The organism is Streptomyces sp. Inha503 (assembly GCF_047215865.1).
Lineage (GTDB): Bacteria > Actinomycetota > Actinomycetes > Streptomycetales > Streptomycetaceae > Streptomyces > Streptomyces lycopersici.
Window position 1 is genome coordinate 5682075 of record NZ_CP178360.1, and the last position, 26428, is coordinate 5708502.

General features: G+C 73.1%; 19 protein-coding genes. 3 read left to right on the top strand and 16 right to left on the bottom strand.

The genetic code is table 11. From position 1 onward, the window contains the following. Position 1 precedes the first annotated feature (1 nt). The 8 genes from ACJX2R_RS23370 to purN form a co-directional block, all read right to left on the bottom strand. Positions 2 to 457 carry a hypothetical protein gene (locus ACJX2R_RS23370; protein WP_413101717.1) on the bottom strand — a complete coding sequence of 152 codons (456 nt, stop codon included), beginning with the start codon at positions 455 to 457 and terminating at the stop codon, positions 2 to 4. Beyond that, positions 450 to 2111 (bottom strand): hypothetical protein, encoded by a 1662-nt coding sequence (locus tag ACJX2R_RS23375; protein WP_413101718.1) that lies wholly within the window; start codon positions 2109 to 2111, stop codon positions 450 to 452. Before ACJX2R_RS23375 ends, ACJX2R_RS23370 begins: the two co-directional genes overlap by 8 nt. Positions 2112 to 2525: 414 nt before the next feature. Next, a complete protein-coding gene (locus ACJX2R_RS23380) occupies positions 2526 to 3515 on the bottom strand; it encodes a malate dehydrogenase (RefSeq protein ID WP_413101719.1) in 990 nt (329 codons plus the stop codon). 354 nt (positions 3516 to 3869) lie between these two features. Beyond that, a complete protein-coding gene (locus tag ACJX2R_RS23385) occupies positions 3870 to 4973 on the bottom strand; it encodes a DUF2690 domain-containing protein (RefSeq protein ID WP_413101720.1) in 1104 nt (367 codons plus the stop codon). A gap of 399 nt (positions 4974 to 5372) precedes the next feature. Continuing rightward, the gene (locus ACJX2R_RS23390) at positions 5373 to 5843 is read right to left on the bottom strand and encodes a DUF3017 domain-containing protein (protein ID WP_413101721.1); all 471 of its coding nucleotides are present in this window, start codon (positions 5841 to 5843) and stop codon (positions 5373 to 5375) included. Next, on the bottom strand, positions 5833 to 6720 hold the full coding sequence (locus ACJX2R_RS23395; protein ID WP_037953392.1) for a bifunctional methylenetetrahydrofolate dehydrogenase/methenyltetrahydrofolate cyclohydrolase: 888 nt from the start codon (positions 6718 to 6720) through the stop codon (positions 5833 to 5835). Before ACJX2R_RS23395 ends, ACJX2R_RS23390 begins: the two co-directional genes overlap by 11 nt. 177 nt (positions 6721 to 6897) lie before the next feature. Beyond that, positions 6898 to 8463 carry a bifunctional phosphoribosylaminoimidazolecarboxamide formyltransferase/IMP cyclohydrolase gene (purH, locus tag ACJX2R_RS23400; RefSeq protein WP_413101722.1) on the bottom strand — a complete coding sequence of 522 codons (1566 nt, stop codon included), beginning with the start codon at positions 8461 to 8463 and terminating at the stop codon, positions 6898 to 6900. Further along, positions 8460 to 9116, bottom strand: a complete 657-nt coding sequence (gene purN, locus ACJX2R_RS23405; RefSeq protein WP_413101723.1) for a phosphoribosylglycinamide formyltransferase — start codon at positions 9114 to 9116, stop codon at positions 8460 to 8462. The genes purH and purN overlap by 4 nt, the downstream gene beginning before the upstream one ends. A gap of 401 nt (positions 9117 to 9517) precedes the next feature. Here purN and ACJX2R_RS23410 point away from each other — a divergent pair, with 401 nt between their 5' ends. After that, the gene (locus ACJX2R_RS23410; RefSeq protein WP_413101724.1) at positions 9518 to 10378 is read left to right on the top strand and encodes a hypothetical protein; all 861 of its coding nucleotides are present in this window, start codon (positions 9518 to 9520) and stop codon (positions 10376 to 10378) included. 75 nt (positions 10379 to 10453) lie between these two features. Here ACJX2R_RS23410 and ACJX2R_RS23415 read toward each other — a convergent pair whose 3' ends face one another. From ACJX2R_RS23415 to ACJX2R_RS23450, 8 genes are all read right to left on the bottom strand, one after another. Beyond that, entirely contained in the window at positions 10454 to 12325 is a 1872-nt protein-coding gene (locus ACJX2R_RS23415; RefSeq protein WP_413101725.1) for a DUF6350 family protein, read from the bottom strand. A gap of 211 nt (positions 12326 to 12536) precedes the next feature. Then, entirely contained in the window at positions 12537 to 13421 is an 885-nt protein-coding gene (gene sucD, locus ACJX2R_RS23420; protein ID WP_059143572.1) for a succinate--CoA ligase subunit alpha, read from the bottom strand. Between the two features lie 21 nt (positions 13422 to 13442). After that, positions 13443 to 14615, bottom strand: a complete 1173-nt coding sequence (gene sucC / locus ACJX2R_RS23425; protein ID WP_262699117.1) for an ADP-forming succinate--CoA ligase subunit beta — start codon at positions 14613 to 14615, stop codon at positions 13443 to 13445. Between the two features lie 347 nt (positions 14616 to 14962). Further along, on the bottom strand, positions 14963 to 16615 hold the full coding sequence (locus ACJX2R_RS23430) for a hypothetical protein (protein WP_413101726.1): 1653 nt from the start codon (positions 16613 to 16615) through the stop codon (positions 14963 to 14965). Between the two features lie 99 nt (positions 16616 to 16714). Then, on the bottom strand, positions 16715 to 17572 hold the full coding sequence (locus ACJX2R_RS23435; RefSeq protein WP_413101727.1) for a hypothetical protein: 858 nt from the start codon (positions 17570 to 17572) through the stop codon (positions 16715 to 16717). Positions 17573 to 17758: 186 nt separating this feature from the next. Further along, positions 17759 to 19054 carry a vWA domain-containing protein gene (locus tag ACJX2R_RS23440; RefSeq protein WP_413101728.1) on the bottom strand — a complete coding sequence of 432 codons (1296 nt, stop codon included), beginning with the start codon at positions 19052 to 19054 and terminating at the stop codon, positions 17759 to 17761. Continuing rightward, on the bottom strand, positions 19051 to 21609 hold the full coding sequence (locus ACJX2R_RS23445) for a DUF5682 family protein (RefSeq protein WP_413101729.1): 2559 nt from the start codon (positions 21607 to 21609) through the stop codon (positions 19051 to 19053). The genes ACJX2R_RS23440 and ACJX2R_RS23445 overlap by 4 nt, the downstream gene beginning before the upstream one ends. Continuing rightward, positions 21606 to 22751: an ATP-binding protein gene (locus ACJX2R_RS23450; RefSeq protein WP_413101730.1), complete on the bottom strand. Its 1146-nt coding sequence runs from the start codon at positions 22749 to 22751 to the stop codon at positions 21606 to 21608. Before ACJX2R_RS23450 ends, ACJX2R_RS23445 begins: the two co-directional genes overlap by 4 nt. A gap of 137 nt (positions 22752 to 22888) precedes the next feature. On the opposite strand from ACJX2R_RS23450, the gene ACJX2R_RS23455 reads away from it, so the two are divergent. Next, a complete protein-coding gene (locus tag ACJX2R_RS23455; protein ID WP_413101731.1) occupies positions 22889 to 24367 on the top strand; it encodes an SWIM zinc finger family protein in 1479 nt (492 codons plus the stop codon). Next, positions 24364 to 26277 (top strand): DUF5691 domain-containing protein, encoded by a 1914-nt coding sequence (locus ACJX2R_RS23460; protein WP_413101732.1) that lies wholly within the window; start codon positions 24364 to 24366, stop codon positions 26275 to 26277. Before ACJX2R_RS23455 ends, ACJX2R_RS23460 begins: the two co-directional genes overlap by 4 nt. Positions 26278 to 26428: the final 151 nt, after the last annotated feature.

A 26428-nucleotide genomic window follows, 5' to 3' on the forward strand; every position in this document is an offset into this window, starting at 1 on the left:
CTCACCCGCCCAACAGCGCGCCGACCGCCTGTCCGACGGCGACGCCCGAGGCGAGCATGCCGACACTGGCGCTCGCGTCCTGCAACATCACCCGGATCCGGGCCAGTCGGCCGGCCCCCGCCCGGCCGGTGCGCTGGATCTCGTCCTCGGTCCGGTCCAGTTCGTCGGAGAGCGCGCCGACCTCCGGGCTCGGGACCACCCGCCGCAGATCCCCGGCAAGCTGCCGAACGGCTTCCAGCAGCTCCTGATAGGCGGGGTCGCAGGGGGCCTCCGCCTGACGCCCGTTCACGATGTGGTTGTGGTCGCCGAAGCCGATGGCGCTGCCCTGCACCTTGCCGAACCGGATGTTTCCGAACTTGCTCCCGCCGCCCGCCGCCGGGGTCGCGCCGCCACCGCTCGCGCCCGCCGCGTGGTCCGCGCCGCCGCCCATGTCGCTACCGTCCTCCGTGTCAGCCATCGCCATGGCCGCCTCCCGCTCCATTGCTTCCGGTGGTGTTGCTGATGGTGTTGTGGTCACCGAAGCCGAAGGCGCTGTGCTCCGCGGACTCGATGAAGACTCCGCCGCCGCTCACATTGATGACCTTCTGCTCGAACTCACCGGTCTCCCAACCGGCTTCGTCGAGCGCCCTTCGCACGCCGTTGGCCACCCGGTCCTCGACGCTCTTCAGATAGCGGCTGACATCCATCTCCTGGAAGAGCGATGCGCCGGCGTCACTGCCCAGCTCCCGCACCGAGGCCCAGGGCCCGTCGGGGATGGCCGCCTCATAGCCCCCCGCGTACATCCGCCAGAGGAAGGCGGCCGAGCGGAAGGCGTGGATGACCGCCCGGCCCGCCGCCGTGGGCGTCCGCCCCAGCGCCCAGATCACCTTGCCCGGCAGTCCGCCGCGGCGGTGGGAGTCGGAGAGCCGGTCGACCGCCCGGAAGTCCGGGCGGATCGGGCGCAGCACATGCGGGGCGAACTCCAGCATCAGCATGCCGCCCTGCGTATGCACCCGCACGAAGACCGTGGTGACGACCTCTTCCCGCCATGCGCCGACGCGGATGCGCAGAAAGTGCCGGCGGATCTCGCCACCCTCCTCGACGGCCTCCGCCCGCTCCCGCGCGAAGTCCGCCTCTCCATACGGCACGAAGGAGCGGCTCCGTAATCCGGTGACCTTGAGGAAGACGCATTCGTCGAGCTCCAGGCCGCGCAGCCGGTCACGGCTCTCGGCGGCGGCACGAGCGGCGCCTTGGGCGGGGGCGGTGCTCTGAGCGGGGACGGCGCCTTGAGCGGAGGCGGTGCCCTGGATGGAGGCGGTGCCCTGGGCGGACGGGGTGCGCAACTTCTCGACCAGCGGCCGGATCCGCTCCAGGATCACCCGGTTGTCCAGCGGCACCGGATCGCCGCCCTCGCGCGGCCGCAGCTCCACGGCGAGGGTCCAGGTGTCATGCGCGGTGCCCGCGCCGAGGAAGGGGTGCCGATCGTGGTAGAGGATCACCGGTGAGTGCTGCTCACGGCGGATCAGGGCCCGCACCCGCTGGAACCGCCCGCCCTCGAACCGCTCCGCGGGGTCCGCGGCGGGATCGGCGAAGGTCTCCGGCTCCAGATCGGTGGCCAGCACCCGGGCCACATGCTCACGGTGCAGGGCCACCGCGGCGGCCATCGCGGCCGGGATCACCAGCGCGAACCAGGCGGCGGTGGTGTCCGACCCGGTGGCCAGGACCGGTACGAAGTCCTGGAGCACGCCCGGATCGGACTGCCCGTCCGTGAGCGCCTGCGTCAGGGCGGAGATCACATAGGACAGCAGGGTCAGACAGCCGAGCACCCGCAGCACCGCGGCCGCCCGCCGCCGGGTGACGGTGACCCTGTCGGCCCCGGGATAGTCGGCGCGGAAGGCGCCCATGGCGCCGCCCCTGGCCCAGGCCGCCAGCAGTAGCAACGCGCAAGAGAGCAGGAAGAGATAGAAGAAGCCCTGGGCCAGCAGGAAGTCCAGCACCCATAAGGACACCAGCAACGCGGTCCAGCACGCCTCCAGACGTCGCGCGCGCAGCGCGTGCGCGAGCACCCGGACCGCGTCGATGCCCAGCGAGGGCGCCACGGCGCGCTCCTCGTGGACGTACAACTCGTCCACGACCGCGTCCCGGAAGTCGTCGTCCAGATAGGCGCCCGCACATAACAGCCGGGTGGCCTCGCTGGTGGCGTAGGGAGACTCGTCAGCGGCAGTACGAGGAGAAGGGACGGCCGGTGCCGGTGCCGGCTCCGACCGCGACCGCGGCAGACGAGCGGAGTGATCCCCTACAGAAGGATGAGCGCCGCCGGAAGAACTAGCACCACCGGAAGAGCGAGCACCGCCGGAAGAATCAGCACCGCCTGAAAAATGGTCACCGCGCGTATTGGCCATGTTTCCCCCCGAGGCCGTAGCAACTGCCTCCACGGTAGGGGAAGATGGCCCGCGATTACAGTGCATGGCCGAAGGGTCACACTCCGGAGTGAATACCGGAATGTGACCCTTCGGAAATGGCCGCGCCGGGCGGGCCGGGGCGCGTCAGATCAGGCCGAGGCTCCGCACGGCCTCGCGCTCGTCCTCGAGCTCCTTCACCGACGCGTCGATGCGGGTCCGCGAGAACTCGTTGATGTCCAGGCCCTGGACGATCTCGAACTTCCCGTTCTTGGCGGTGACCGGGAACGAGGAGATCAGGCCCTCCGGCACCCCGTACGAACCGTCGGAGACCACACCGGCGGAAGTCCAGTCGTCGGCGTCGGTGCCGTTCACCCAGGTGTGGACGTGGTCGATGGCGGCGTTGGCGGCGGAGGCGGCCGACGAGGCGCCGCGCGCCTCGATGATCGCGGCACCGCGCTTGGCGACGGTCGGGATGAAGGTGTCGGCCAGCCACTGCTCGTCGCTGACGACCTCGGCGGCGTTCTTGCCCGCGACCTCGGCGTGGAAGACGTCCGGGTACTGGGTGGCGGAGTGGTTGCCCCAGATCGTCAGCTTCTTGATCTCGCTGACCGGCGCGCCGGTCTTCTTGGCCAGCTGCGACAGCGCACGGTTGTGGTCCAGCCGGGTCATCGCGGTGAAGCGCTCGGCCGGTACGTCCGGCGCGGCGGCCTGCGCGATGAGCGCGTTGGTGTTGGCCGGGTTGCCCACGACCAGGATCTTGATGTCGTCCGCGGCGTGGTCGTTGATGGCCTTGCCCTGCGGCTTGAAGATGCCCCCGTTGGCCTCCAGCAGATCGCCGCGCTCCATGCCCTTGGTGCGCGGCCGGGCACCGACCAGCAGCGCGACGTTCGCACCGTCGAAGCCCACGTTCGGGTCATCGGAGATGTCGATGCCCTGGAGCAGCGGGAAGGCGCAGTCGTCGAGCTCCATCGCGGTGCCCTCGGCCGCCTTCAGTCCCTGCGGGATCTCCAGGAGACGCAGTTTGACCGGCACGTCCGCGCCGAGGAGCTGGCCGGAGGCGATGCGGAAGAGCAGCGCGTAGCCGATCTGGCCGGCCGCGCCGGTGACGGTGACGGTGACGGGAGTGCGGGTCATGGCGGTCTCCTGCGCTGTGTTGTCAGTCCAAGATCTCTTGGTGTCGAGATACCTGCGTCAGGCTATCCGACGGCACCTGACCCACGTTCTCTCGGGCCATTGTGTAACCGCTCACCGTGCGTTCCGGACCACCGCGCGCATGACACCACGGCGCACACGGAAACACCGCGCACATGGCACCACCGCACAGATGGGACCACCGCGCACTTTGGCGGCCGCCTGCCAGGAGGGGGAGTGCAGGCGGCCGCCCAGTGCCGCACCCGTGGGGGGGCTCGGGCAGCGCCTGCCCCGATTCCCCCGGCTCATTCCCCCCGGTTTCACGAATTCCTCCGGACGGGCCTCACTCCCCCGCGCTCAGCCCCGGGGACCGGGGGTCGTACAGGCGCGCGTACCGCCGCCGAGGGTGGCGCACGCGGTGGCCCGCGCGGCCGAGTCCACCGAGATCATTTTGGTGTAGGCATCGCCGTCGGCGCCGACCCTGCCGCTCTGCGAGCGGGCCGCACCGCCGTTCGCACCCGGCGCCTTGACCTGGACGGCGTCGCCCGGGGTGGCCCGGGCGATCCGGGCCCAGGCCGCCTCGCAGGTCTCGCTGTAGCGGACCTCGACATACGCGGTGCCGACGGTGACGTCCGCCGTCGTCGTCGCGGCGGTGCCGCACCCCATGGCCTGCGGATCCTGGCCGGTGCAGTCCTGCCCGACGCATTTCACGCCCTCCGGGAGCTGCTGACGCGCGCTGGTGGCCGGTGCGGTGGTCGGCCGCTCCCCCCGCTTCTCGCCGTCGCCGTCCGCGTCGATCAGAAGGACGGCACCGGCGACGAGCAGGAGCGCGCCGACGAGCCCCCCGGCGAACAGCGCGGCGACACGCTTCCGCCCCCTCGGCGACGCCGACGACGGCGGTGGCGACGATGACGGAGGGGACGATGACGGAGGGGACGACGCGGGCGACGGCGGTTCGGCGGAGACCGGTCCCCGCCCGGCCGACGCCGCGCGAGCCGGGAACACCGGAGCCGTCGCGACCAACGGCTGTTCCGGGTCGGGCGGTTCGACCCTCGGCAGGCCCTTCCCCGGGGAGCGGCCGTTCCTACGGGCGTCCATCCCCTGCCCCTGCGCCGCCGGGTCGAACCGCTCGACGGCGGTCCGCGCCTGCGCGACGCCCATGGCCTCCATCGTGACGTCGTGCCGCGCCTCGGAGCGGCTCCAGGCCCGCTCCGCCAGCTCCCACAGCGTGCCGAGGTGGTGGACGTCGGCGCCGGTGGTCTCGGCCAGGGCCTCCACCGCGCCCCGCGGGGGCAGCAGCCGCCCGTTGAGATAACGCTCCCAGGAACTCTTGCTGTAGCCGGTGCGGTCGGCGATGGCGACGATGCTCAGCCCGCTGTGCTCGACGAGCGTACGCAGTCGGCCGGTGAACTCCCGGACCTGCGGATCGAGTTCTTCCGGTAAGTCCCTCCAACGAGGCATTGCCTCCCCCTGTCCCCGCCCGTACCTGTCAATCTCCCGCGCTACGGCCGCTGTTGGCCTCCCCTGGCCCCGAACTGACTACCCAGAGGGATGCCTTGTCCCAGGATGTCAGCTCTTCGGGCGGGGGCGCATCGGAGCATTTCGCGCACCGGTATCCACTCCCTCACACCCGGCTCGTCGTTGCACGGCCGAGACCTCGTGCTGGAACGGTCACTTCCGCGCCACAGGGTTCCCACGCTCATTGATCCGGCACAGCTCACACACAACCCTGATTACCAGGCGGTCCGTCCTTCTTCGGGGGAGAGGGCGGATCGCCGCCGGACCGTTCGGATCCGGCCACAACGACGGCGGCCCGTCCTTCCACGGGGGAGAGGACGGGCCGCCGTTTCACGTCGTCGGCTAGCGCACCGTGAAATGCACCACGTCGTCAAGGAACGGGATCGACACCCACGGATCCGGCTGGGCCATCAGGGACAGCAGCACGATCGCCGCGCCCAGCAGTCCGTAGGTCAGCATGTCGGTGAAGCGCGACCGCACCGCGAGCATCCCCACCTCGGGCAGCGCCCACCGGAAGAACGATCCCGCCAGCAGGGACAGCCCGATCAGCACCGTGCCCGCACGGAACGCGTCCAGGGCGACGATCAGCAGCCCCAGACCCACCCCGCCCATCACCGCGAGCAGCGGCCACTGCCGGGCGGGCGCCGGAGCGGCGCCGGGCGCGGCCCGGCCGCCGCCCTCCGGACGCGCGGTGTCCCGGGTGATCAGCGGGAAGCGGCGCGACCTTCGGATGAACCGGCCGGGCCCCGCGGACGACGCGGGCGGCTCCTGCCGCTGCTCCCCGGCCGCCGGTTCGCTCGCCTCAGCCGTCATGGCCGGCACCGGCGTCGGCGGCCGCCTTCGCGTCCCGCTCCGCGGCCTCCACCACGTTGACCAGCAGCTGGGCGCGGGTCATCGGGCCGACCCCGCCCGGGTTCGGCGAGACCCAGCCCGCGACCTCGGTCACACCGGGGTGCACATCGCCGGCGATCTTGCCGTGTTCGTCCCGGCTGACGCCCACGTCGAGCACCGCCGCGCCCGGCTTGACGTCCTCCGGCTTGACCAGGTGCCGCACCCCGGCGGCCGCCACGATGATGTCGGCCTGGCGCAGGATCCCGGGCAGGTCGCGGGTGCCGGTGTGGCAGAGGGTGACCGTCGCGTTCTCCGAGCGGCGGGTCAGCAGCAGCCCGATCGACCGGCCGACGGTGATGCCGCGGCCGACGACCACCACATGCGCGCCGTTGATCTCCACACCGTGGTGGCGCAGCAGTTGGATGACGCCCTGGGGCGTGCACGGCAGCGGGCCGCTCTCGTTGAGGACGAGGCGGCCGAGGTTCATCGGGTGCAGCCCGTCGGCGTCCTTGACCGGGTCGATCAGCTCCAGCACCCGGTTGGCGTCGATGCCCTTGGGGAGCGGCAGCTGGACGATGTAGCCCGTGCAGGACGGGTCCTCGTTGAGCTCCCGGACCGCCGCCTCGATCTCCTCCTGGGTGGCGGTCTCGGGCAGGTCGCGCCGGATGGAGGCGATGCCGACCTCGGCGCAGTCGCGGTGCTTGCCCGCCACGTACCACTTGCTGCCGGGGTCCTCGCCCACCAGCACGGTCCCGAGGCCGGGATGGATGCCCTTGGCCTTCAGCGCCTCCACGCGGCTGACGAGATCGGACTTGATCGCGGCTGCGGTTGCCTTGCCATCGAGAATCTGGGCGGTCATGACTTCATCCTCCCGGATGCGGGGACGTCGGATCCAATCAGGGGCCGGTCGGGGCCGGACCGGCGAAGGCCGCGCCCCGTGATCAGGTCGGGGCGCGGCCTCCTGTGCTCACTCAGCGATCGCCTGTTGCTCGCGCAGCGATCGCCCGGTGCTCGCTCGCCGTCGCTCGGTGCTCGCTCAGTGGAAGAAGTGGCGCGTGCCCGTGAAGTACATGGTCACACCCGCCTTCTGGGCGGCCTCCACCACCGCCTCGTCACGGACCGAACCGCCCGGCTGCACCACGGCCTTCACGCCCGCCTCGGCCAGCACCTCGAAGCCGTCCGGGAACGGGAAGAAGGCGTCGGAGGCGGCGTACGAACCGGCGGCCCGCTCGGCACCGGCCCGCTCGACGGCCAGCTTCGCCGAATCCACGCGGTTGACCTGGCCCATGCCGACGCCAACCGTGGCACCGCCCTTGGCGAGCAGGATCGCGTTGGACTTCACCGCGCGGCAGGAGCGCCAGGCGAAGGCCAACTCGGCGAGGCCGTCGGCGTCCAGGGCCTCACCCGTGGCGAGGGTCCAGTTGGCCGGGTCGTCGCCCTCGGCCTGGAGGCGGTCCTTGACCTGGACGAGCGTGCCGCCCTCGATGGGGCGCTGCTCGGCGGCCGCCACCGGCGACTCCGCGCAGCGCAGCACCCGGATGTTCTTCTTACGGGCGAGCACCTCGACCGCGCCGTCCTCGTACGCCGGGGCGACGATCACCTCGGTGAAGATCTCGGCGACCTGCTCGGCCATGGCGACCGACACCGGGCGGTTGACGGCGATCACCCCGCCGAAGGCCGACAGCGGGTCGCAGGCGTGCGCCTTACGGTGCGCCTCGGCGACATCCGCCCCGACCGCGATCCCGCACGGGTTGGCGTGCTTGATGATCGCGACACAGGGCCCGGTGTGGTCGTACGCGGCCCGGCGGGCGGCCTCGGTGTCCGTGTAGTTGTTGAACGACATCTCCTTGCCGTGCAGTTGCTCGGCCTCCGCGAGCCCCTTACCGCTGCCATCGGTGTAGAGGGCGGCGGGCTGATGCGGGTTCTCGCCGTAGCGCAGCACGTTCTTACGGGTGATGGTGGCGCCCACGAAGTCCGGGAAGGACGAGTCGTCCGCCGCCGCGTAGTCCGCCGCGAACCAGTTGGCCACGGCCACGTCGTAGGCGGCGGTGTGCTGGAACGCCTCGGCCGCCAGCCGCTTGCGCCGGTCCAGGTCGAAACCGCCCTCCGCGGCGGCCTTAAGGACGTCGTCGTACCGCTCGGGGTTGACGACCACGGCCACGGACGGGTGATTCTTGGCGGCGGCCCGGACCATGGAGGGGCCGCCGATGTCGATCTGCTCGACGCACTCGTCCGGCGCGGCGCCCGAGGCGACCGTCTCGCGGAACGGATAGAGGTTGACGACGACCAGCTCGAAGGGCTCCACGCCCAGCTCCCGCAGCTGCTCACGGTGGGAGTCCAGCCGCTGGTCGGCCAGGATGCCCGCGTGGACGCGCGGGTGCAGCGTCTTGACGCGGCCGTCGAGACACTCGGGGAAGCCGGTCAGCTCCTCGACCTTGGTGACCGGGACCCCGGCGGCGGCGATCTTCGCGGCCGTCGAGCCGGTCGAGACGAGCTGGACACCCGCCGCGTGCAGCCCTCGGGCCAGCTCCTCGAGACCCGTCTTGTCGTAGACGCTGACCAGCGCGCGGCGGATGGGCCGCTTGGTACCTTCGGCGGTCACGGGATCCTTACCTTTCGTCCCTCTATGCGGTAGCCGTGACGGGCCAGACGCCCCACGACCTCGATGAGCAGCGAGCGCTCGACTTCCTTGATCCGCTCATGGAGAGCGGACTCGTCGTCCTCGTCCCGGACCTCGACCACGCCCTGGGCGATGATCGGGCCGGTGTCGACGCCGTCGTCGACGAAGTGGACGGTGCATCCGGTCACCTTCACACCGTGCGCGAGCGCGTCGCGCACGCCGTGGGCGCCGGGAAAGCTGGGGAGCAGCGCGGGATGGGTGTTGACGCACCGGCCGCCGAACCGGGCGAGGAACTCCTGGCCCAGGATCTTCATGAACCCGGCCGAGACCACCAGGTCCGGCTCGTGGGCGGCGGTGGCCTCCGTCAGAGCCGCGTCCCACTCGGCACGGCCGGCGTGGTCCTTGACCCGGCACACGAACGTGGGGATCCCGGCGCGCTCGGCGCGCGCCAGGCCCTCGATGCCGTCGCGGTCGGCGCCCACGGCCACCACCTCGGCGCCGTAGCGGGCCACCCCCTCGGCGGCGATCACGTCGAGCAGCGCCTGGAGATTCGTACCGGAGCCGGAGACGAGAACGACGAGGCGGACCGGGCGCCCGGGGCGCGCAGGACTGGCGGGGGAAGGCGGGGAGGCCACGGCGGGGCTCTTTCTCGCGGGCGGTGCTGCCGTTTGTGTGGTCGTACAAGGTCGCGGACTCATCAATTCCGGGGAACTCTACGAAGCCGCCGACCGTCAGCAACGATACCGGCACACGAAGCGGCCCCCAGGGGACGGGGGCGGGCACGGGAGGTAGCGTCTGGACTGCGAACGCAACCGACGCCACTGACGCCGTGGGAACGACCGCCGTGCCCGCGCCCCGAGCCGTACGGCACCGGCCGTACCCGCGCCGTACGGCACCAGGCCGTACCCGCCCCGGCGTGCAGGACGACGACACAAGGGGAAGACACACTCCACATGCCGGACCGACGCCGCCGCGCGGCTCATCGCCCCACTCCGCCCCCCGCCCAGGCCCGGGGGCGGCGATGAGGCGCGCCCGCATGTCGCGTACGACGCCGCTGCTCCGGGAGCAGCAGTCGTCGTCCTCCTCGTCCTCGTCCGCCCCCGGCGGACCGAACGGGGACCAGCACGAGGACAATCCGTTCGCCCCGCCGCCCGAGGGCAGGCCGGACCAGCCCTGGCGGCCCCGCCACCGGCCGGACGGCTCCGGCGGCGAGAGCGGCGAGGGCGGCGAGGGCCGCCCAGGGACCGAGGGCGGCCAGGACGGGCCGAATGGGCCGGACGGGCCGGACGGCGACCAGAGCGGTCAGCAGCCGCAGCAGCCCCCTGCCTGGGGCAGCCAGTGGAGCAGCCGCCAGCCCGGCCGCCAGAGCGGCGGCTTCGGCGGCGCCCCGGGCTCCAACCGCCCCTCCGGCCCCGGCGGGCCCGGCGGCCCGCGCTGGGACCCCAACGACCCGGCCCAGCGGCGCGCCCGGTACGCGCTGCTGTCGGGCATGTGGGCGTTCTTCTTCGCGCTCTTCAGCCTGCCGCAGATCGCGCTGCTGCTCGGGGTGCTGGCCCTGTACTGGGGCATCAGCTCGCTGCGGGCCAAGCCGCGCCGTACGGCGCCGTCCCCGGCCGCGGCCGCGCCCCTGAACGCCCCGCCGCCGCCTCCGGGCGCCGCCCGGGCGCCGCTGCCCGCGCCCGGCAGCGGCCCGTCGAAGCCGCAGTCGACGGCGGCGATCAGCGGTCTGGTGACGGGCGGGCTCGCGCTGGCGATCGTCGCGGCGACGTTCAGCTTCCAGGTCGTCTACAGCGACTACTACACCTGCGTGGACGACGCCCTTACGCAAACCTCGCGCCACGACTGCGAAACCTTGCTCCCCGAGCAGCTCCGCCCCCTGCTGAGCACGCAGGACTGACGGCGCCGAGCCCGCACGGCGGACGGCTCGCGCCCGCTTGCCGTCCGCCTTACGGTTCGCGCTTACGGTTCGGGCTCATGGTTCGCGGCGGGCGTCGTCCGGCGGGGACGGCTGCGGCGAGGGCTCCGTGCGGAGGGGGTCCGGGGGCGGCTGGGACTCAGTGGGCGGCTGCGGCTCGGGAGCGCGCTTCCGGCTCAGCGCCCAGCGGCGCGGGCGGGCCGCCCCGGCGGCGTCCGGGCTGCCCGCGGGGGTCGCGAGCCCGGCCATCGTGCCCACACCGGTTTCGCGTCCCGTCTCCCGTCCCGTCTCCGCACCGGCGCCGGTGGCCGCCTTACGGTTCCGCTTGCGGTCGGCGCCCGACGCCCCGGGGCGCAGCCACTGCCACCACGGCTCGGCCATCGCCTCCCGTACCTCGGCGGACTCCATGGGCGAGACCGTGGGCAGCACCGCCGCCCGCGCCTCCGCCTCGGCCGCGGCCCGCGCCGCACGGGCGGCCTTGGCCTCCGTACGGGCCTCCCTGGCCGCCGCACGGGCGTACGCGCGGGCTGTACGGCGCTCCGCCCGCGCCGCCTTCCACTCCGGCCAGGAAGCCCTGGTGGGGACGCAGAGCCGGTACCAGCGCAGCACCATCGCGCCCGGCACCCCGATCACTCCCGTCCAGGCCAGCGTGATCACGCCCGTACGCCACCAGCTCGGCCCGAGCTCGGCGAGGATGCCGATGCCCAGCGGTCCGCCCGAGACCCCGGCCAGCAGCGCCATCGCGGCCGCGCAGCCGACCGCCGCCAGCGCGGCGAGCACAAGTGTCTCGACCCAGCCCCAGGGCGGCCTGGGCTCGCCCTTGCCGGGCCGCCGCACCGCGGCGATTCCGATGAACCAGGCCACCGACGCCCCGGCCGCGATCCCCGTGAGCCAGACCAGCGGACCGCCGGAGCCGTCCGTGGGCAGCGCGGCGACCAGGGGGAAGTGCGGCAGCTGGGGGTAGGAGGTGATGCCCAGCGGTGCGACCACACTGCCGCCGCCCACCGTGAACCCCGCCCCGACCCCGTACGCGGCGCCCCAGACGATCGCGTTCGGCAGCAGCGTCAGGCTCACCAGGAGCACCGCGAACCGCCCCGACCACACATCGCTGAGGTTGAGGAACGTCACCTGCACGGCGCCCGCGTGGCTCAGCATCGATGTCGCCGTAAGGAGCGCACCGCTGCCCAGCAGGACGACGAGACCGCTGGTCCCGGCCCGTAGCGCGGCGGTCAGCCGACGGCGCCGGCACCAGCTGTGCGCGGCGAGGGACGCCGCCGTCCTTACGGTGCGTTCGGCACCGGGGAGCCGCCGCAGTCCCTCGCTCACCCGTCCCGGCAGCCGGAGCGGGAACCGCCCGTCGGCCGTCCACACGCCGACGGCGGCGATCGCCCCGGCGACGACCGGCAGATGCAGCAGCGCGCTGAGCGGGTCGACACGCAGCGGCCCGGTCGAGGCGTACACCGCGGCGGCGGTGCCCACCAGCAGATAGCCGCCGGTCACCCAGGCGAAGGCGGTGCGCGGATCGACGACGGACTCCTCGGGCACCCACTGCCCGCCGCCCTCGTCGGGCTCCGCCTGGTAGACGGAGTGCTGGGCGGCCCGGTAGAGCAGCCAGCACGGCACCACGCTGAGCAGCAGCGGGGTCAGCCCGACGGGCGCGGTGTGGCCGGAGAGCGTCTCGGTGCGCACGAGGTCGGCTCCATGGCCGAGCAGCCACAGGTCGGCGGCGACGTGCAGGGCCCCGTCGGGGCTGCTCTCCGGGGACGAGGAGGTGATCCACAGCAGCAGTACGACCACGGCGAGCGTGCCGAGGCCGAGCCCCGCGGCGACCACACCGCCGAGGAACGCCTCCCTGATGGCGGAGGAGCGCCGGGGCGCTGAGCGGTCGCGTGCGGACACCGACGGACTGCGATCGGTCGTTTGCGTCACATGACCATGCTGCCAATAACAGCCGTTTCATCCCCACATCAAGGGTTTGGTCGCCGTGTCGCGGCTAGTCCTCTTATGCGTCTTTTATGGCGCGATGGGATGGATGGGTGGCTTGCCGCGTTCCGCCCGGGTATCCGTCGCCCGGGAACGCCGCGGGCCCGCACCACCGTGGGGTGGTACGGGCCCGCGGCATCGAGCCGTGGCGGCGTCGTCAGCCGGCCAGCGCGGCGCGCGCCAGGCGTGCGGTCTCGGACGGGGTCTTGCCGACCTTCACGCCCGCGGCCTCAAGGGCCTCCTTCTTCGCCTGGGCGGTGCCGGAGGAGCCGGAGACGATGGCACCCGCGTGGCCCATCGTCTTGCCCTCGGGGGCGGTGAAGCCCGCCACATAGCCGACGACCGGCTTGGTGACGTTGGCCTTGATGAAGTCCGCGGCCCGCTCCTCGGCGTCCCCGCCGATCTCGCCGATCATCACGATCAGGTCGGTGTCGGGGTCGGCCTCGAAGGCGGCGAGGGCGTCGATGTGGGTGGTGCCGATGATCGGGTCACCGCCGATGCCCACACAGGACGAGAAGCCGATGTCCCGCAGCTCGTACATCATCTGGTAGGTCAGCGTGCCGGACTTCGACACCAGACCGATCCGGCCGGGCTTGGTGATGTCGGCCGGGATGATGCCCGCGTTCGACTGACCCGGCGTGATCAGACCCGGGCAGTTCGGGCCGATGATGCGCGTCTTGTTGCCCTTCTTGCCCGCGTAGGCCCAGAAGTTGGCGGAGTCGTGGACCGCGATGCCCTCGGTGATCACGACGGCGAGCGGAATCTCGGCGTCGATCGCCTCGATGACCGCGCTCTTGGTGAACTTCTCCGGGACGAAGATGACCGTGACATCGGCGCCGGTGGCGTCGATGGCCTCCTTGACGGAGCCGAAGACCGGGATCTCGCTGCCGTCGAAGTCCACGGTGGTGCCGGCCTTGCGCGGGTTCACACCGCCGACGATGTTGGTGCCCGAGGCAAGCATCCGACGGGTGTGCTTCTGCCCCTCGGACCCGGTCATCCCCTGGACGATGACCTTGCTTTCCTTGGTGAGGAAGATAGCCATGGTTTCTGGTGACCTCGTCCCTTACTTCGCAGCCAGCTCGGCGGCACGCTCGGCCGCGCCGTCCATGGTGTCCACCTGCTGGACCAGCGGGTGGTTGGCGTCGGTGAGGATCTTGCGACCCAGCTCCGCGTTGTTGCCGTCGAGGCGCACGACCAGCGGCTTGGTGACGTCCTCGCCCTTGGACTTCAGCAGCTCCAGGGCCTGGACGATGCCGTTGGCGACCGCGTCACAGGCGGTGATGCCGCCGAAGACGTTGACGAAGACCGACTTGACGTCCGGGTCGCCGAGGATGATCTCGAGTCCGTTGGCCATCACCTCGGCGGAGGCGCCACCACCGATGTCGAGGAAGTTGGCGGGCTTGACATTGCCGTGGGTCTCGCCCGCGTAGGCGACGACGTCGAGGGTGGACATGACCAGACCCGCGCCGTTGCCGATGATGCCGACCTCGCCGTCGAGCTTGACGTAGTTGAGGCCCTTGGCCTTGGCGGCCGCCTCGAGCGGGTTGGCCGCGGCCTTGTCCTCGAGCGCCTCGTGCTCCGGCTGCCGGAAGGCGGCGTTCTCGTCCAGGGAGACCTTGCCGTCCAGCGCGATGATCTTGCCGTCTTCGGTCTTGACCAGCGGGTTGACCTCGACGAGCAGGGCGTCTTCCTTGATGAAGACGGTCCACAGCTGCTGGAGGACCGCGACGACCTGGTCCGCGATCTCGGCCGGGAACTTCGCGGCGGCGACGATCTCGGCGGCCTTCTCCTGGGTCACGCCCTCGATGGCGTCCACCGGGATCTTGGCAAGCGCCTCGGGGTTCTGCTCAGCGACGACCTCGATCTCCACGCCGCCCTCGACGGAGGCCATGGCGAGGAAGGTGCGATTGGTGCGGTCCAGCAGGAAGGAGACGTAGTACTCCTCCTTGATGTCCGCGGTCTGGGCGAGCATCACCTTGTGGACCGTGTGGCCCTTGATGTCCATGCCCAGGATCTGGGTCGCCTTCTCCACGGCGTCGGCCGGGTCGGAGGCCAGCTTGACGCCGCCCGCCTTACCGCGGCCACCAACCTTTACCTGCGCCTTGACGACCGCGCGGCCGCCCAGGCGCTCGGCCACCTCGCGCGCCGCCTCAGGCGTGTCGATGACTTCACCGGCCAGCACCGGTACACCGTGCTTGGCGAAGAGGTCCCTCGCCTGGTATTCGAACAGGTCCACGCGCGTCCGTCCCTTTTCCATGGATATCGCGGTCGTTATCAGCGCGGGCGTGCCGCGGGGGCAGCGTGAGGACGCGATCTTTAACGAGGGCGGCACACGTTCGCCGGGTACGCGGCATGTCCGTCTCGCAGGTTATCTCCGTGGACCGTGCGGCCCTAAATCGCAGATCACACTGGAGCGGTGATTACGGTCACAGATCGCGACCGTTTCCATCTATCTCGGTGCGACAACCGGGCAGCCCCCTCCCCAACGAGGGCTGCCCGGTCGATGGCGCTTGCCTTACGGTTTTACGGTTTCGCGGCCTGCATGGCCTTCACGGCCTGACTGCCTGACGCCCGCCGGAGCGATCAGACGGTCGGGAGCGTGCCCGGAACGGTCGGCAGCTGGACCGGGACGGAGGGCAGGTCCGCCGGAACCTGCGGGAGGTCGGCGGGGAGCTGCGGCAGGTCAGCCGGAACGGTCGGGAGCTGCGGCAGGTCGGCCGGGACGGTCGGCAGGTCGGTGGGGAGCTGCGGCAGGTCGGTGGGCAGCTGCGGCAGGTCGGCCGGAACGGTCGGCAGGTCCGCGGGGAGCTGCGGCAGGTCAGCCGGAACGGTCGGGAGCTGCGGCAGGTCGGTGGGCAGCTGCGGCAGGTCGGCCGGAACGGTCGGCAGGTCCGCGGGGAGCTGCGGCAGGTCAGCCGGAACGGTCGGGAGCTGCGGCAGGTCGGTGGGCAGCTGCGGCAGGTCGGCCGGGACGGTCGGCAGGTCCGCGGGGAGCTGCGGCAGGTCGGCCGGGAGCTGCGGGAGGTCGGCGGGGACCTGCGGCAGGTCGGCGGGCAGTTGCGGCAGGTCGGCCGGGAGCACCGGGAGAGCCGGGATGTTGGCGACGTCGCTCAGGTCGGTGGGCACCGCCGGGAGCAGGCTCAGCGCACCGTCCTTGGCGTTCCCCACGGTGGTCTGGGCGTTCGCGACCACGCCGGTGGCCAGCCCGTGGGCGAAGGGCACGGTGGTGCCCGCCACGTCCTGCGCGAACGGAACGGCGGTGGACGGCACGCTCACCACGACCGGCACCAGGCGGTCGACGGTGTCCTGGGCGGCCGGAACCACGTTGGAGGCGGTGCCCAGCGCGAAGCCCTCGGCGCTGCCGGACACGACGTCCACGTACGGGGTGGTGCGGGCCACGGCGTCGTCGGCCAGCGCACCGGTGTCACCCACGGTCCGCTCGGCGACCGGGACGACCTTGACCACGAGGCGGTACACGGCGGGCGGCAGCACGTCCGAGGCCACACCGTCCACGGCCGGCTTGGTGGTGCCGACGACACCCTGCACCTTGCCGGTCAGCTCCTCCGGGCGGACGCCGGCGCCGGAGAGGGAGGCGAGCAGGTCATTGGCCGAGCCCGGGGCGGTGGGCAGCTTCGGGGCGGCGGGGAGCTCGGTGGGCAGCTGGCCGGTGACGCCGTCGACGTTCGGCAGCGTGGAGGTGTCGGGCAGGGTCGGCAGCGAGCCGAGGCCGGGCAGGCCGGGCACGACACCGGGGACCTCACCGGTGGGCAGGTCGAGGTCGGTGGTCTTCTTGACGGTCTTCTCGACGCCCTTGACGGCCTTGTGGGCCTTCTTGACGATCTTGTCCGGCTTGCCGGCGACGTCGCCGGTCAGGCCGTCGGTGGTGTGCTCGACGGTCTTGGTGACATCCGAGACCCGCGGCAGGTTCTCGGCGCCGGGGACGCTGTCCCGCACCGGAGCGGTGACGCCGTCGACGGTGGAGGCGGCGCCGTCCACGGTCTTCTTCGCGGTGTCGGTCACCTTGGAGGTGTCGGCCACGCCGCCGGTCACACCGTCGACCGTCTCGGTCACCTTGTCGGTCGACACGGTCTTGGTCACGCCGTCCACGGTGCTGGTGACACCGTCGGTGGAGGGAACGGCCGGGTTCTCGGCGGCGGAAGCGGCGGCCGAGCCGAGTGCCCAGATACCGGTGGCGGCAGCGGCTACGAGGATGGAGCGGCGAAGGTTGTTACGCATGGTGGAGGAAGTCCTTCGAAAGTCAAGAGAGGTTTCGGACGGGCAGACCTGACCCGCCCCCGCGCGGCAGGTCTCATACAGACGGGGGTGAGGTCTGCCCTAGCCGGGGAATTCGAGGACTTCGTTGAACCGCTCGCGCGTCGGCGCCGAGCTCTCCGCGCGGACCGTACCGGGCTTCAGCCCGAAGGACGGCACGCCGGACGGCGTAAGAGCGGCCTGGGTGTTCCCACCACGGGAAGCGCCGCTGTCGCCGGTGTACTGGGAGGTGGCCCCGAGCGGGGACCGCGGAAGGGGCAGCGGCGCCGGGGCGCCACCGTCCGGACCGGTGCCGGAGACGGCTGCCTGGACGACGGGCCCGTGCCCGCCATGGGAGACGGCCGCGTCAACGTGCGCGAGGACGGCCTGGGCGTGTGCCCCGGGCCCCATCGGCTCCGACGCCGCGGGCGCCGACTTGTGCACGGTCGCCGACCCGGCCTTGGCCGCGTGGTGCTCGGCGGCCGGGCCGTGGTGCGCCGCGGAGTCCTGGGAGCCCATGCCGATCGCGTCACCGATGCCGACCTCGGGAAGGCGCACCGGCAGCTCGCCGCTGGTGGCGCCGCCGACCAGGTCGTCTATCGGCTTGGTGATCTTCTGCGCCTGGCGCTCGACCGGCTCCTGGATGGGCCGCACGGTCTCCCGTACGACATCCTCCGCCGTGTCAGTGGTACGCGTCACCACGGGCGGTGCGTGCCGCTCCACCCGCTGCCGCGCCCGCTCGACGCCCGAAGGGTCGAGCAGTCGGGACACGTTGGAGCGGTCGACCGACGTGCCTGTGGCCTCGCCCTGATCGCTCCGCTCGGCGGCGTGAGCACTGCCGCCGAAGAGGAACGCCAGGGCCAGGAACCCACCGAGGAAGAGCGCCGCCAGCAGCGCCCGCCGTGCGGCCACCGTGCGCGGCAGGCGCACGGCGACAGGCATGGCGGACGTGACAGACAAGAGCGGGGCCTTCCCTGAGTACGAGGCGTACAACGGGCACGTAAGCGTGGCGATATGGCTTGTGGGCCGCCGGAACAGGACGACATCGCCAACCGGATGGCTGGATTCATGTCCTGGGCGACGGGGATGATCCTTGCACGACCCACAGGGGTCGGCGCAAGCCCCGGATCACTGATGCATCGCCATGTCCGGTATAGGCAGTTGGCGCCGTTCGATGGCCGCGGCCATCACCTCCGGGAAGAGATCGGGGGTACAGGCGAAGGCGGGCGCGCCCAGCGCGGTGAGCGCCGCCGCGTGCTCGCGGTCGTAGCTCGGCGCCCCCTCGTCGGACAGCGCGAGCAGCGTCACGAACTGCACCCCGGACGCCTTCATCGCGGCGACCCGGCCCAGCATCTCCTCGCGTATGCCGCCCTCGTAGAGGTCGCTGATGAGGACGACGACCGTGTCGGCGGGGCGGGTGATCTGCGACTGGCAGTAGGCCAGCGCGCGGTTGATGTCGGTGCCACCGCCGAGTTGGGTGCCGAAGAGGACGTCCACCGGATCGTCGAGCTCCTCGGTCAGGTCGACCACGGAGGTGTCGAAGACGACCAGCCGGGTGGCGAGGGAGCGCATCGAGGCGAGCACGGCGCCGAAGACCGAGGCGTAGACCACGGACGCGGCCATCGACCCCGACTGGTCGACGCACAGCACCACGTCCTTCTTCACCCCGCGGGCCGCCCGGCCGTATCCGATGAGCCGCTCGGGGACGACCGTCCGGTGGTCGGGCAGGTAGTTCTTGAGGTTGGCCCGGATGGTGCGGTCCCAGTCGATGTCCCGGTGGCGCGGGCGGCTGATCCGGGCGGAGCGGTCGAGCGCTCCGGTGAGGGTGGCGCGGGTGCGGGTCGCCAGCCGCTTCTCCAGATCCTCGACGACCTTACGGACGACGGCCCGCGCGGTGTTCTTGGTGGTCTCCGGCATCGCCTTGTTGAGGGACAGCAGGGTGCCCACGAGATGGACGTCCGCCTCCACGGCCTCCAGCATCTCCGGCTCCAGCAGCAGGGCGGACAGCCCCAGCCGGTCGATGGCGTCGCGCTGCATGACCTGGACGACGGAGGTGGGGAAGTACGTACGGATGTCGCCGAGCCAGCGGGCCACTTGGGGCGCGGAGCCACCGAGCCCGCCGGAGCGCGCGCCGCTCCCGGCGCCGCTCTGGGAGCCACCGCTGCGCCCGACGGCCGTGCCGCTGCCGCCCGCGCCGTCGCCGCCTCCGGAGCCGTAGAGGGCCTCGAGCGTGCGGTCCATGGCGGCGTCGGCCCCGCTGAGCGAACAGCCGGTGCCGTCGGCGCCCTGGCCGCCGAGCACCAGCCGCCAGCGCCGCAGCCGTTCCTGGTCGCTCTGGGGGTGGTCGCCCGGGGGTTGGTGGCCCGGGGGGTGGGCGTCGTCGGGGGTGGGGCCGGGGTCGTCGTGGGGGGCGCCGTGCGTCATCGGGCTGCCTCCATGGAGTCGTTGGCGTGCGGGGCGGGATCGAGGCCCAGCAGCAGCCGCACCGTCGGTACGACGGCCGCCGCGCGGTCCGGGTCCAGCCCGGGGCCGAAGCCGGGTGCGGCGGGGGCGCCTTGTCCGCCAACGCCGGTGGGCCCGTCGGCCGCGGGGCCCCGCCGGACCAGCTCGCCCAGGGTGCGGCGCACGCCGGTGTCGTACGCGGAGAAGGTGCGCCGCAGCAGCGGCAGGACGTCGGTGAAGGCCTCGGCGGAAACGGAGGTCAGCCAGCGGTCGACCAGGCCGAGCAGCCGCTCGTCGTGGACGAGCAGCATGCCGCCGCCCGCGCCACCGCCGATGAACCCCTCGATCCAGGAGGCCGCTTCGGGCGGCTGGGTGCCGGGCGAGAGCGCGAGCCCCATCAGCCGGGCCGCCTCGTCCTCGGCGAGCCGGCCGTCGTCCAGCAGCAGCCGCGCAGCGCGGCCCCGGATCAGCCCGGGGGTGGCGGGGGTGCCGTCGCGCCCGGCCAGATTGCGCAGCATGGCCGCCCAGCGGGCTCGTAGGCCGTCGGCGGGCCGGGGCTCAGCCGCCCGCGTCTCCGTTGTCGACATGTCTGTTGTCGACATATCGGTCCGCGTGTGTGGCTGCGTAGCAGTCGCTGTCCCAGTTCCTGTCGCTGTCCCGGTTCCCGTCGCGGTGCCGGTTCCCGTCGCTGTCCCGGCCGTCTCTGTCTCCGACAGCAAGGCGATCGCCCGGTGCACGGCCTCCATATGGCGGCGCATCTCGGCGGCGCCGTCGGCGTCGAGACCGACGCAGGCGGGCGGCAGCCCGACCAGGATCCGCTCGGCCAACCCGACCGCGACCTCGCCGAGCGCGGCCGTGCCGGTGCCCCGTACGTCCCCGTAGCGCACCGAGCGCACCAGGGCGGGCAGCGCCTGGGCGAGATGGCCGACGTCCGCGTCGAGCGCGGCCCGGTCGGCGAGCGAGCGCATCACGGTGGGGAGGGCCCCGGAGAGCCCGGCGAGGAGACAGCACTCGGCCAGCTCGGTCACCTCGGCGAGCCCCTTGGCGCTCCGGGCCTCGGTCTCCGCCTTGGCGGTGGCCGCCGACAGCACGGTGGTGCCCCACACCCCCGCCTCGGCGACCCGCACGGCCAGCTCCGGCTCCCACCGCAGCCGCCAGGTCTCCCTGAAGGTGCCGGTGCTGCCGCGTGAGACGGCCGGGGTGCCCCAGTCGACCCCGAGGAGCCGCAGCCGGTGCAGCAGGCGGCTCCGCCCGGCGTCGGTCTCCTTGCGCAGATCCAGCTCCAGCTCGCGCTCCAGCGCCTCGGGCTTGAGCCGCAGCGAACGCTGGGTGCGTGTCAGATCGCGCTGGAGCGGCACCGCCGGAGCCGACTCGGGCACTTCGCCCAGGATGTCGCCGACCACGAGCCGGTCCCGGACGAGCGCGATCGGCACATCGGAGCCGTCGCACATCACCGCCCTCACGGCGTCGAGGGTTTCGGCGAGCCCGGCGAGCGGGCGTCCGCGCATGGCGGCCAGGGTTTCGGCGAGCCTTACGGCCTCGATGACATGGGCCGAGGAGACCGCGAAGTCCTCGTCCCGCAGCAGCCCGGCGACCTTGGTGAGCCAGCGCTCGACGGGCCGGTCCGGGGCGTGGAAGAGATGGTCGTACCAGCCGGGTGAGGTGATGCCCGCCCCGTATCCGCTGTGCCGGGCCAGCCGCCGGTGGGTCCACGGCACCCAGCTGATCTCGGTCTTGACCTTGGGCAGCCCCTTGAGGAGCTTCCGGTCGGCGGTCGCGGTGGTCCGCTCCCCCAGCGCCGGTACGTGCCAGGCCCCGCAGACGACCGCGGCCTCGTCCCCGAACTCCCGCCGCGCCTCGCGCAGCCGTAGCCGCATATGGGCCTCGCGCACCGCGTCGTCCTCGTGCCCGCCGTGCCCGTACTCGGCGCGCAGCGCCTCCATGGCCTCCGCCACGGCCGTGAACGCCTCAGCGCCGCCGGTGCCGCGGTGCTCGATGACGTCCTCCCACCAGCGCTCCGGGTCGTCGTATCCGGCCGCCTCGGAGAGGACGGCCAGCGGATCGACCCGCATCCGCGCGGCCCGGTCGGCGACCGGAGCCGCTTGGTCGGCCTGTTCGACTTGGTCGCCCGGTTCGACTTGGTCAGCCGGACCAGCCGGGGCGGGTTCGACCGCCGGAGGCTTCTTCGCCGCCATGGCCAGCGAGTTGGCCGCCGGGAGATCGATGAACCGCACCGGAACCTCATGGGCCAGCGCCCACTGGATGGCCGCCCACTCCGGGGAGAACCCGGCCAGCGGCCAGAACCCGGCGCGCCCCGGATCGTCCGCGGCGTGGGCGAGCAGCGCGACCGGCGGGCGCATGTCCTTCTCGGCGGCGAGCCCCACGATCGCGTCCGCCTCCGGCGGCCCCTCGATCAGCACCACGCGCGGTGGGCACGCCTCCAGCGCGGCCCGCACCGCACGCGCCGACCCAGGTCCGTGGTGCCGCACGCCCAGCAGCAGCGGGCCGGCGGCCCGCGCCCGTGGGGCGCCCGTCATGCGGTCACCTCTCGGCACGCACGGTAGAAGTCCTTCCAGCCGTCGCGCTCCCGGACCACCGTCTCCAGGTACTCCTGCCAGATGACGCGGTCGGCCGCCGGGTCGCGGACGACCGCGCCCAGGATGCCCGCGGCCACATCGCCCGACCTGAGCACGCTGTCGCCGAAGTGGGCGGCGAGCGCGAGGCCGCCGGTGACCACGGAGATGGCCTCGGCCGTGGACAGCGTGCCCGAGGGGGACTTCAGCTTCGTACGGCCGTCACCGGTCACTCCGTCGCGCAGCTCACGGAAGACCGTGACCACCCGGCGGATCTCCTCGACGCCCTCCGGGAGCTCCGGGAGCTCCAGCGAGCGGCCGATCTGGGCGACGCGCCGGGAGACGATGTCGACCTCGTCCTCCGGGGTCGCGGGCAGCGGCAGCACGACCGTGTTGAAGCGGCGGCGCAGGGCGCTGGAGAGTTCGTTGACCCCGCGGTCGCGGTCGTTGGCGGTCGCGATCAGGTTGAAGCCGCGGACCGCCTGGACCTCCTCCCCCAGCTCCGGAATCGGCAGCGTCTTCTCGGACAGGATGGTGATCAGCGTGTCCTGCACATCGGCCGGGACGCGCGTCAGCTCCTCCACGCGTGCGGTCATGCCGTCCGCCATCGCGCGCATCACCGGGCTCGGCACGAGCGCGTCCCGGCTCGGGCCGTGGGCGAGGAGCTGGGCGTAGTTCCACCCGTACCGGATGGCCTCCTCGGGCGTCCCGGCGGTGCCCTGGACCAGCAGGGTCGAGTCACCGCTGACCGCCGCCGCCAGATGCTCCGAGACCCATGTCTTGGCGGTGCCGGGCACGCCCAGCAACAGCAGGGCGCGGTCGGTCGCGAGGGTGGTGACGGCGACCTCGACGATGCGACGCGGGCCCACGTACTTGGGTGTGATCACGGTGCCGTCGGGCAGCGTGCCGCCGAGCAGATAGGTGGCGACCGCCCACGGCGACAGCCGCCATCGTGCGGGACGCGGGCGGTCGTCGGCCGCGGCCAGCGCGCTCAGCTCGGCGGCGAAGGCGTCCTCCGCATGTGGACGCAGCGCTTCCGCGGCTCCGGCGGCCTCTGCCGCCCCGCTCGTATCGGTGGATTCGGTTCCGGGCACAGTGACGGTCACAGCTCCCCCACGACTCGTTTCCTCGTTCCGTTTCCGGACGCGTGAACCACACTGCACCACCCCACTGACAACCGGCTGCCCGTCAGCGAACGCGCAGGTCAGAGCGATTGTCAGTGGGTGCCCGTACCGTCGCAGACATGAATCCGCAGGGGGAACGCTGGACGGCGGAGCAGGTGCTGGCCCTGGCTCCTGACACCGCGTCGCGCACGGCGGGCGGCAAGCTCGCCGCGGCCGGCAAGTGGTCGGGCGCGGGCGCGCACGGGCGGGCGGTGTGGGGGCTGTGCTCGGGCAGCGGCAGCAAGCCGTACCAGACGGTGGTCGATCTGAACGGGCCCGGATATAAGTGCAGTTGCCCGAGCCGGAAGTTCCCGTGCAAGCACGCGCTGGGTCTGCTGCTGTTGTGGACGTCCGGCGAGGGGGGCGTGCCCGCGAGCGGGGAGCCGCCGGAGTGGGCCGGGCAGTGGCTCGGCGACCGGCGGGAGCGGGCCGAGAAGCTCGCCACCGGGGCCCGGGATGGGGGCCCGGGCCCCGGCGGCGGGACGGGGGGCAACGCGGGGAAAGGGGGAAGCGGAGGCGCGGCCGATCCGGAGGCGGCGCGCCGCCGCGCCGAGCGGCGGGTCCAGCGCATCGCCGCGGGCGCCACGGAGCTGGAGCGGCGGCTCGCCGATCTGCTCCGCGACGGTCTGGCCTCCGCCGACCGCGCCGGGTACGGGGCGTGGGACGAGACGGCCGCGCGGATGATCGACGCCCAGGCACCGGGCCTTGAGGCGCGGGTGCGGGAGCTGGCGGCGATTCCGTCGTCCGGTCCGGGGTGGCCCGCCCGGCTGCTGGAGGAGTGCGCGCTGACCCACCTGCTCAACCAGGGCTTTCTCCATCTGGACGGCCTCCCGGAGAAGCTGGCCGCCACCACGCGCACCCGCGTGGGCCTCACGACGCCGGTGGCCGAGCTGCTGGCGACGGAGGAGGCGATCCGGGACCGCTGGCTGGTCCTGGGCCGCCAGGACGGTACGGACGGCAGGCTGACCACGCGCCGGATCTGGCTGCGCGGCGAGCGTACGCACCGTATGGCGCTGCTGCTCTCGTTCAGCGCCCCCGGCCAGTCCCCCGAGCTCGCGCTGCCCACCGGCCTGGTGCTCGACGCGGACCTCGCGTACTACCCGGCGGCCCGGCCGCTGCGGGCGGCGATCGCCCCCCGGGAGGAGGAGGCGGAGGCGGCGGAGGAGGAGGCGGCGCCTCCCGTGGCGCCTCCGGCTGCTGAGGGGCGCGAGGTGCCTGGGGCCCCCGAGGGGTGCGACGTCGAGACCGCGCTCGCGGCCTACGGTGCGGCGCTCGGGGAGGATCCGTGGCTGGACGGCTGGCCGGTGGTGCTCGCCGATGTGGTGCCGGTGCCGGGGGACGACGGATGGCAGCTGGCGGACGAGCGGAGCGGCTCGGCGCTGCCCGTCGATCCGCGCTGCGCGGGGCGCACCGATCTGTGGCAGCTGATGGCGATATCCGGCGGTGGCCCGGTCACCGTCTTCGGTGAGTGCGGCCATCGCGGCTTCTCCCCCATCACCACCTGGGACCCGACCCCCGTCTCGCTCATCGGCACGGCAGCGCAGGGAGGCACCCGTTGACCAGTACGACGCCCGTCGCGTCCAGCACGTCCGCCGCATCCAGCACGTCCGCCGCGTCCACTGCGTCCAGCACGTCCCCCGCGTCCTGGGACGGTCTCATCGCGGCCGCGCTGCTCGGCACCGAGCGGCGCACCCCGCCCGTCGCGCCGCGCCCCGGGCAGGACGTGCCGTCCGCCCTGCTGGACGCGGCCGCGCTCAGCACGGTGCGGCGGCGGGCCGGGCTGCGGCCCGCGCCCGCCCGGCCGGGGCCGGGCCGGGCGCCCGAGGATCCGCGGCCGACGCTGCCCGCGGCCGCCCGCAGCAGGCTGGCGCTGCTGCTGGCCGACCGTTCGGCGCCGGGGCGCGGCGGTTCGCGCTCCGCGCCCGACCTCGCCGAGCTGCTGCCGCAGTGGCTCGCGCTGGCCAACCACCACAGCTATCGCGTGCCGGACGCGCTGCTTCCGGCGCTGCTCGACGCGGCCCGCGCCCGCACCGATCTGCGGGGCGAGGCGCTGACGCTGGGCGGGCCGCGTGCACTGTGGCTGGCCCGGCTCAACCCGGACTGGAAGTTCGCGCTGCGGGGCGCGGCGGGCCGGGCATCCGCATCGCTCCCGGAGCCGTCCGGGGCGGCCGTCGCACCGGACGAGGAACAGCGGCTGTGGGAAGAGGGGCTGTTCGCCGAGCGGGTGTCGCTGCTGGCGGCGGCCCGCCACCGCGACCCGGCGGCGGGGCTGGCGCTGCTCAGCGGCACCTGGTCGACCGAGCGGGCCGAGGACCGGCTGATGTTCCTGGACTCGCTGCGCGACGATCTCTCCCCGTCCGATGAGCCGTTCCTCGAACAGGCGCTGTCCGACCGCAGCCGGAACGTCCGGGCGACCGCCGCCGAGCTGCTCTCCGCACTCCCCGACTCGGCGCTCGCCGCACGCATGGCCGAGCGGTCGCGGGGCTGTGTGTCGCTGATCGCGGATGAGCCGACCGCTGATGGGCTGGCCGCCAAGGGGCTGGCCGCCAAGGGAGCGACCGACGGCGGGGCGACCGACGGCGGACTGACCACCACGGGAGCAACCGGCAACGGGGCAACCGGCGATGGACTGACCGCCGAGGGAGCAACCGGCGACGGGGCGACCGCCACGGGACCGACCGCCAAGGGGGCAACCGGCGACGGGCTGGCCGCCGACGAGTTGGCGGCCGACGAACGGGCACCCCGGATAGCCGTCCGTCCGCCGGACGAGTGCGACAGCGGGATGCAGCGCGACGGCGTCGTGCCCAAGCCGCCCTCCGGCCGGGGGGAACGGTCCTGGTGGCTGGGCCAGTTGGTGGAGGCGACCCCGCTGGACCGCTGGACCGAGTGGTTCGGCGGACGGGGCCCCGCCGAGATCGTGGCGCTGCCCGTCGCGGACGGCTGGCAGGCGGATCTGCACGCGGCCTGGTGCCGGGCGGCGGTGCGGCAGCGCAGCGCCGAGTGGTGCCGTGCGCTGCTCGGCACCCCGGCGGTCGCTCCGGTCACCGCCGGGGAGGCGGCCCCCGCCGCCTGGCGGGACCCGGCGAAGCTGCTCTCCGCGCTGCCCGCCCGGGAACGGGCGGAGTGGGTCGCCGAGTTCATCGCGTCCCACGGCCTGTCCGACGCCTTCCGGCTGCTCGGGGTGTGCGCGGTGCCCTGGGCCGAGCCGCTGGGCCGGGCCGTCGTCGACGCCCTGGACATCGCCCGAGACGCGGGCAGCTACCCCTGGAGCTTCAGCGGCGTCATGGGCCTGGCCGAGCGCTGCCTGGACCCGACCCAGGCGGACCGCCTCGAAGTGCTGACGGCGATACCGGACGAGAGAGAGGGAGCGGCCCCGGGAGCCGGGGGCTACTGGGCGGAGGCGTTCCAACGCCTGGTCGGCACACTCCGGCTGAGAGAGGCGATGCGAGCAGAGCTCGACCCGACCTGACCCGAACCGGCCTCCGGCTCGTGGGACGCCCCGGGCCCGGGGTGTGCTCCGGCAACCGGCTTGGCTCAGGGCCCTGGCCTCAGAGCCCTGGCCTCAGGACCCGGGTCGAGAGCGGTGCGGCAGGCCCCGGGTCGAGAGCAGCCGTGCGGCG